This window comes from Paenibacillus jamilae (assembly GCF_050482105.1).
In the GTDB taxonomy this organism is placed as follows: domain Bacteria; phylum Bacillota; class Bacilli; order Paenibacillales; family Paenibacillaceae; genus Paenibacillus; species Paenibacillus jamilae_B.
In genome coordinates, this window is the sequence record NZ_JBCNHI010000068.1 from 1 (window position 1) to 6,130 (window position 6,130).

Annotated in this window: 2 protein-coding genes; both read left to right on the forward strand. The window is 49.0% G+C overall.

Translation table 11 applies throughout. The features are described from left to right. The coding region (locus ABEW32_RS26310; protein ID WP_430193254.1) for a type I polyketide synthase at window positions 1-2,163 on the forward strand (2,163 nt) is incomplete at its 5' end. Next, on the forward strand, window positions 2,147-6,130 hold a 3,984-nt coding region (locus tag ABEW32_RS26315), incomplete at its 3' end, for a beta-ketoacyl synthase N-terminal-like domain-containing protein (protein WP_430193256.1). The genes ABEW32_RS26310 and ABEW32_RS26315, both read left to right, overlap by 17 nt.

Here is a 6,130-nt window from a genome sequence, read left to right on the forward strand (position 1 = left end):
GCGATCATTGGCATGGCAGGGAAGTATCCAGGTTCGAGAGATATGAACGAATATTGGGAAAATCTTAAGGCAGGGAAGGATTGTGTCAGCGAGATCCCGCAAGAGCGTTGGTCGCTGGAAGGGTTCTTCCAGCCTGACAAGCAGGAAGCGGTGGCTGATGGCAAAAGCTACAGCAAGTGGGGTGGCTTTATCGAAGGCTTTGCGGACTTCGACCCCCTGTTTTTTAATATTGCACCGCGTGAAGCCCTCAGTATGGATCCTCAGGAAAGGCTGTTTATTGAAGCCTGCTGGGAAGCGATGGAGGACGCGGGCTATACCAGGGAACAGCTTGCGGTACGGCATAACAGCCGGGTAGGTGTGTTTGCGGGGATTACCAAAACGGGCTACGAGCTTTATGGGCCGGAATTATGGAAGATGGGAGCCAAAATATTTCCCCAAATATCCTTTAGCTCGGTAGCCAACCGGATATCGTACCTGTTTAATTTGCAGGGACCAAGCATGCCGGTGGATACGATGTGTTCGTCCTCGTTAACCGCGATTCATGAAGCATGCGAGCATCTGTACCGCGGAGAATGCGAGCTGGCTATGGCAGGAGGGGTAAACCTGTATCTGCATCCGCTGAGCTATGTGGGACTTTGTGCCAACCAGATGCTGTCCATAGACGGACAGTGCAAGAGCTTCGGAAAGGGAGGCAATGGCTTTGTTCCGGGAGAAGGTGTGGGGGTCGTCCTATTGAAGCCACTGTCCAAGGCAATCGAAGATGGAGACCCGATCCATGCGGTCATCCGGGGAACGAGCATCAACCATGGAGGCAAAACCAACGGGTATACAGTGCCCAATCCGACCGCTCAAGGGGAGCTGATCCGATCGGCCCTGGAACGCGCCGGTGTACATGCCCGGACCATCAGCTATATCGAAGCTCACGGAACCGGCACAGAATTGGGAGATCCCATTGAAGTGACTGGTTTGACCCAGGCCTTCAGAAAGGACACGGCGGATCAGGGATTTTGCGCTGTGGGCTCTGTGAAATCCAACATTGGACATTTGGAGGCGGCAGCGGGCATCGCAGGGATTGGCAAAATTGTCCTGCAGATGAAAAACCGGACGCTGGTTCCTAGCCTGCACGCCCAGGAGCTGAATCCGAACATTCCTTTTGAGCAGACGCCGTTTATTGTCCAGCAGGAGCTGGAGGAATGGAAGCGGCCGGTGGTTGAGCTCGATGGAGAGACCCGGGAGTATCCGAGGATGGCGGGAATCTCATCGTTTGGAGCAGGAGGCGCCAATGCTCATGTCATCATCGAGGAGTACATTCCGGAAGAGCAGATGCCCATTCGTGTGACAGCGCACCATCCTGTGATTATCGTATTGTCGGCCAAAAATGAGGAACGGCTGAAGCAGCAGGTCAAGAGATTGCTGTCCGTGATCGAGAAAGGAGAGGTCACAGACAGCAATCTGGCGGATGCAGCCTACACCCTTCAAGTGGGTCGCGAAGCGATGGAAGAGCGTTTGGCGATAATTGCTGAATCGATGCCAGCACTGGTGGACAAGCTGGAAGGATTCCTGAAAGGTCAAGACGGGATCTCCGAGCTGTACCGAGGTCAGGTCAAGCGAAACAAAGAGGCGCTGTCCGCACTGGTAGAAGATGAGGATATGGGGAAAACGATCGCTGCCTGGATCGGGAAACGGAAATACGCGAAGATAGTAGATCTGTGGGTGAAGGGACTGACGATGGACTGGAGCATGCTTTACGGAGATACCAAGCCACAGCGAATGAGCCTGCCAGCTTATCCTTTTACAAGGGAGCGGTATTGGATTACGGACATTAAAACCAAGTCGTCTTCTATTGAATCTACCAAATCTGAAAAGGCAACGGATTTATCGGTTGATCCAAAAACGTTTACGGTAGTGGCAAATATTTCGCAAACGAATAGAACAGAAAGCGACGATCCTTATTCCGAAGCTATTCCTTCGTATATCCAGAACATTCAGAGCCATATTTCCGCTAGTCTCAAATTGAGGAAGATACCAGATACTTCTTATCTAGCGGCTGAACACGAAAGAATTCCTTCGACTATGGTCGACAACCAAGCTTACTCGGAACAGGATGAGGCGACGCGAGGGACTAATCGGATGAGGGGGCTTACAGATGAAGGAAATGAATGATGTCTTATGTAGACTGCTATGGGGTTATTTGCAGTTGATGGGATTATGCCCCTATGCACGTATGGACAAGAAAGCTATGATTGAGGATTTTAAAAATAAAACAGCAATGCTGGATTTATACGATCGCTGGCTTGAAGAAAGCATACAGGTATTGACACGGAATCAGTATTTTTATCGTAAAGGAGAGTCCTATAGCGTAACGGGTACCGCTTCAGTGGATTTGCAAGCTGTATGGAAGGAATGGGACTTCAAGAAAGGGGAATGGCTGAAAAATCCGGATCTCTCAGCCTGGGTTGTGCTCGTAGAATCAACATTGCGCAAGCTGCCGGAAATTTTGACCGGAATTATACCAGCCACCGACATTATTTTTCCTCAGTCCTCCATGAAGCTAGTGGAAGGCATATATAAAAATAGCCCTGCAGCAGATTACTTTAATGAAGTGCTGGGGGATATTGTAGTTTCCTACTTGAATGAACGGCTTAAGCATAACCCGTCAGAATCAATTCGAATCATTGAAATTGGTGCAGGCACTGGAGGAACCAGCGCGATGCTCTTCCAGAAGCTTAGACCTTACCAGGAGCATATTGATGAATACTGCTATACCGATAAATCCAGAGCATTTTTATTGCATGCCCAAAAAGAGTATGGTCCACAAAATCCTTATCTGACTTATGAAATTTTCAATGTGGAAGAGTCGGCTGTTGGACAAAATATCGATTTGGGCGGATATGATATTGCGATTGCAACCAATGTCCTGCACGCTACGAGAAATATTCGGCATACGTTAGGCAATGTTAAAGCAACGCTGCGAAAAAATGGCCTGATCCTAATTAATGAAATCAGCGGAAACTCGCTGCTAAACCACCTAACCTTTGGCCTATTAGAGGGATGGTGGCTCTATAATGACCCCGAGCTTCGTATTCCAGGCTCTCCTGGTTTATATCCTGAACGTTGGCAGGAAGTATTGGAAAGCGAGGGGTTCCGGTCGGTCTTCTTCCCCGCTCAGGAAGCGCATGAAGTAGGCCAGCAAATTATTGTAGCTGAAAGCGATGGTAGGCTTCGGGATCAACAGAAGCTTGAACATGGCAAGCCTCCATTGAAACAGCGTGACACAGAGATTCTATCAGCTGCTGATGTTACTGATGAGATGGCTGAAGAGCATGTCAGAGAGCTTATTGTAGAGAAGTTGGCAGAAGCCTTGAATGTGGACATTTCGATGATTGATGTCCAAGAGTCATTCGCAGATTATGGCTTGGATTCTATTCTTGGCGTTAACTTTGTACAGGATGTCAATCAGGGGCTGGGCATTCATTTGCAGACCACAGACATCTTTGACTACAGCTCGGTAAAACAACTGACGTTATACATTTTAAACCAATTCGGCGACACCGTTTTACAAGTCTTGGGACACAATGCTGATCCAATAGAGGATGGGAAAGATACAAGCCGTGAAACCCAAGCGCCTAAGGAAAAGGAATTTACGTTTAATCCAGTTCAGACGGCAAGTGTATCCATTGAGTCAGAGAGACCAAAACAGGAAAATAAAGGTAAGGGTTTAGCGGGAAGAGAGCCGATTGCGATTATTGGAATGAGCGGGCGGTTTGCCGAGTCTGACAATGTAGATGAGCTTTGGAATCACCTTAAGAATGGCGATGATTTAGTAAAAGAGGTGACTCGCTGGGATCTTTCGAAATATCAGCAAAAAAACGCGAGTTACTGCAATTATGGGAGTTTTTTAGAGGATATTGATAAGTTCGATCCGCTTTTTTTCAATATTTCTGGACTGGAAGCAACTTACATGGATCCGCAGCAGAGATTGTTTCTCGAGGAAGCATGGCATGCTCTGGAGGATGCGGGCTATGCGGGTGCAGGGATGGATGGGCGTCGGTGCGGAGTTTATGTAGGCTGTGCTGAAGGCGATTACCAGCGATTGCTGGGTGAAGACCTGCCTCCGCAAGCACTGTGGGGCCATATGGGCTCCGTGATTCCCGCCAGAATTTCCTACTACTTGAATCTTCATGGGCCGGCGATAGCTGTAGATACAGCTTGTTCGAGTTCGCTAGTTGCCACCCATCTTGCTTGCCAAAGCTTATGGTCTGGAGAAACGGATATGGCTTTAGCTGGCGGGGTGTATATTCATACGACGCCTCGTTGCTATTTATACGGTGACAGGGCAGGAATGCTGTCTCACAGTGGGCACTGTTATACCTTTGATGACAGAGCAGACGGAATGGTTCCGGGCGAGGCTGTTGGCGCAGTTGTGCTCAAACGGCTTGACGAAGCAGTTGCCGATGGTGACCACATTTATGGGGTGATTTTAGGCTCAGCAATCAATCAGGACGGTACCACGAATGGACTTACTGCACCAAGCCAGAAGTCTCAGGAGCGACTGGAGCAATATGTGTACGATACTTTTCATATCCATCCTGAGCAAATCCAATTGGTGGAAGCGCATGGGACAGGTACCAAATTGGGAGATCCAATTGAATATCAGGCATTGACGCGATCATTTAGAAAGTATACGGACAAAAAAGATTTTTGCGCGATCGGGTCCATTAAAACAAATATCGGTCATACGCAAATTGCGGCAGGAATCACAGGGGTAATTAAGTTGTTATTGTCTTTAAAGCATGAGCAGATTCCGCCTTCACTTCATTTCCAATCAGGCAATTCCAATATTCAGTTTGCGGATAGTCCTTTTTATGTCAATACGCAACTGCAAAATTGGCTGATTGAGCCTGAAGCCAGACGTTGTGCTGCAGTCAGCTCTTTTGGGGCCAGCGGTACGAATGCTCACATGGTCATCGAAGAGGCTCCACATACGAAACGGAGACATTCCGAAAAGCCGGGGTATTTCATTCCGCTGTCCGCCCGGACTTCACAACAATTGCGCCGCCAGGTAGAGCAGCTAATTGCATATTGTGAGCAGGAGCCTGAGACAGACTGCGGTAACATGAGCTTTACATTACTGCTTGGGAGAAAGCACTGCAATCATCGACTTGCATGTGTTGCTCGCAATCAAGGTGAGCTTGTCATGTCCCTTAAAAGGTGGCTGGAAAAAGGCAGTGCTTCTCAAGTTTATTATTCTGAACTACACGAAAAAGACCAACGCGTTCAAACGTCCTTGAAAAGATACGGGAATGAATGTATCGAAAATTGCCAAAATGCAGGTGATGCCCGCGAGTATTTGGAGCTTCTAGCTACAATTGCCGATTTATATGTTCAGGGATATCCATTAGACTTTGAGCGTTTGTTTTCAAACGAACCGCATTCCAGAATTTCACTGCCGACCTATCCTTTTGCAAAAGAGCGGTATTGGGCGCCTGGGAACGAAAACCCAATCGCTAAGAGCATAGGGATAGAACGTGAAACCAAAGCAACGATTTCCAGAGCAGAGACAAAACCTGCTGTTGCAGCTAGCCATACCCTGCTGCTGGAGCCAGTCTGGAAGGAGCAGAACGTACCGCCGGAGGTCGAAGTCCCTGCCTATGACCGCCGTATTATCTTGCTGTGTGAGCCGGATGAGGCTTTGCCTGAACAGCTTGAAGCGCGAGTAAACGGAGCGGCACAGGTCTTGGCCTTCTCATCCGGGAAGAGTCGGGTGGATGAACGGTTTCAGGCCTATGCAGTTCAGGCCTTTGACAGCATCCAAAGCCTGCTTAAAGACAAGCCTGCGGGAAGGGTACTGGTTCAGCTTGTCGTGACGGCGGCTGGAGAAGGGCAGCTCTTTTCGGGACTTTCGGGTCTGCTGAAGACCGCCCGACTGGAAAATCCGAAACTCATCGGGCAATTGATTGAAGTGGAGCAGGGAGAATCTGCGGAAAGCCTACAGGCGAAGCTGGACGAAAACAGCCGCAGTCCGGTAGACGGATGGATTCGTTATAAGCGCGGTCAACGGAAAATCGCTTGCTGGAGCAGGTATGAGCCGTCTCGGGCAGAAGAGAAGCTGCCATGGAGAGACGGTGGC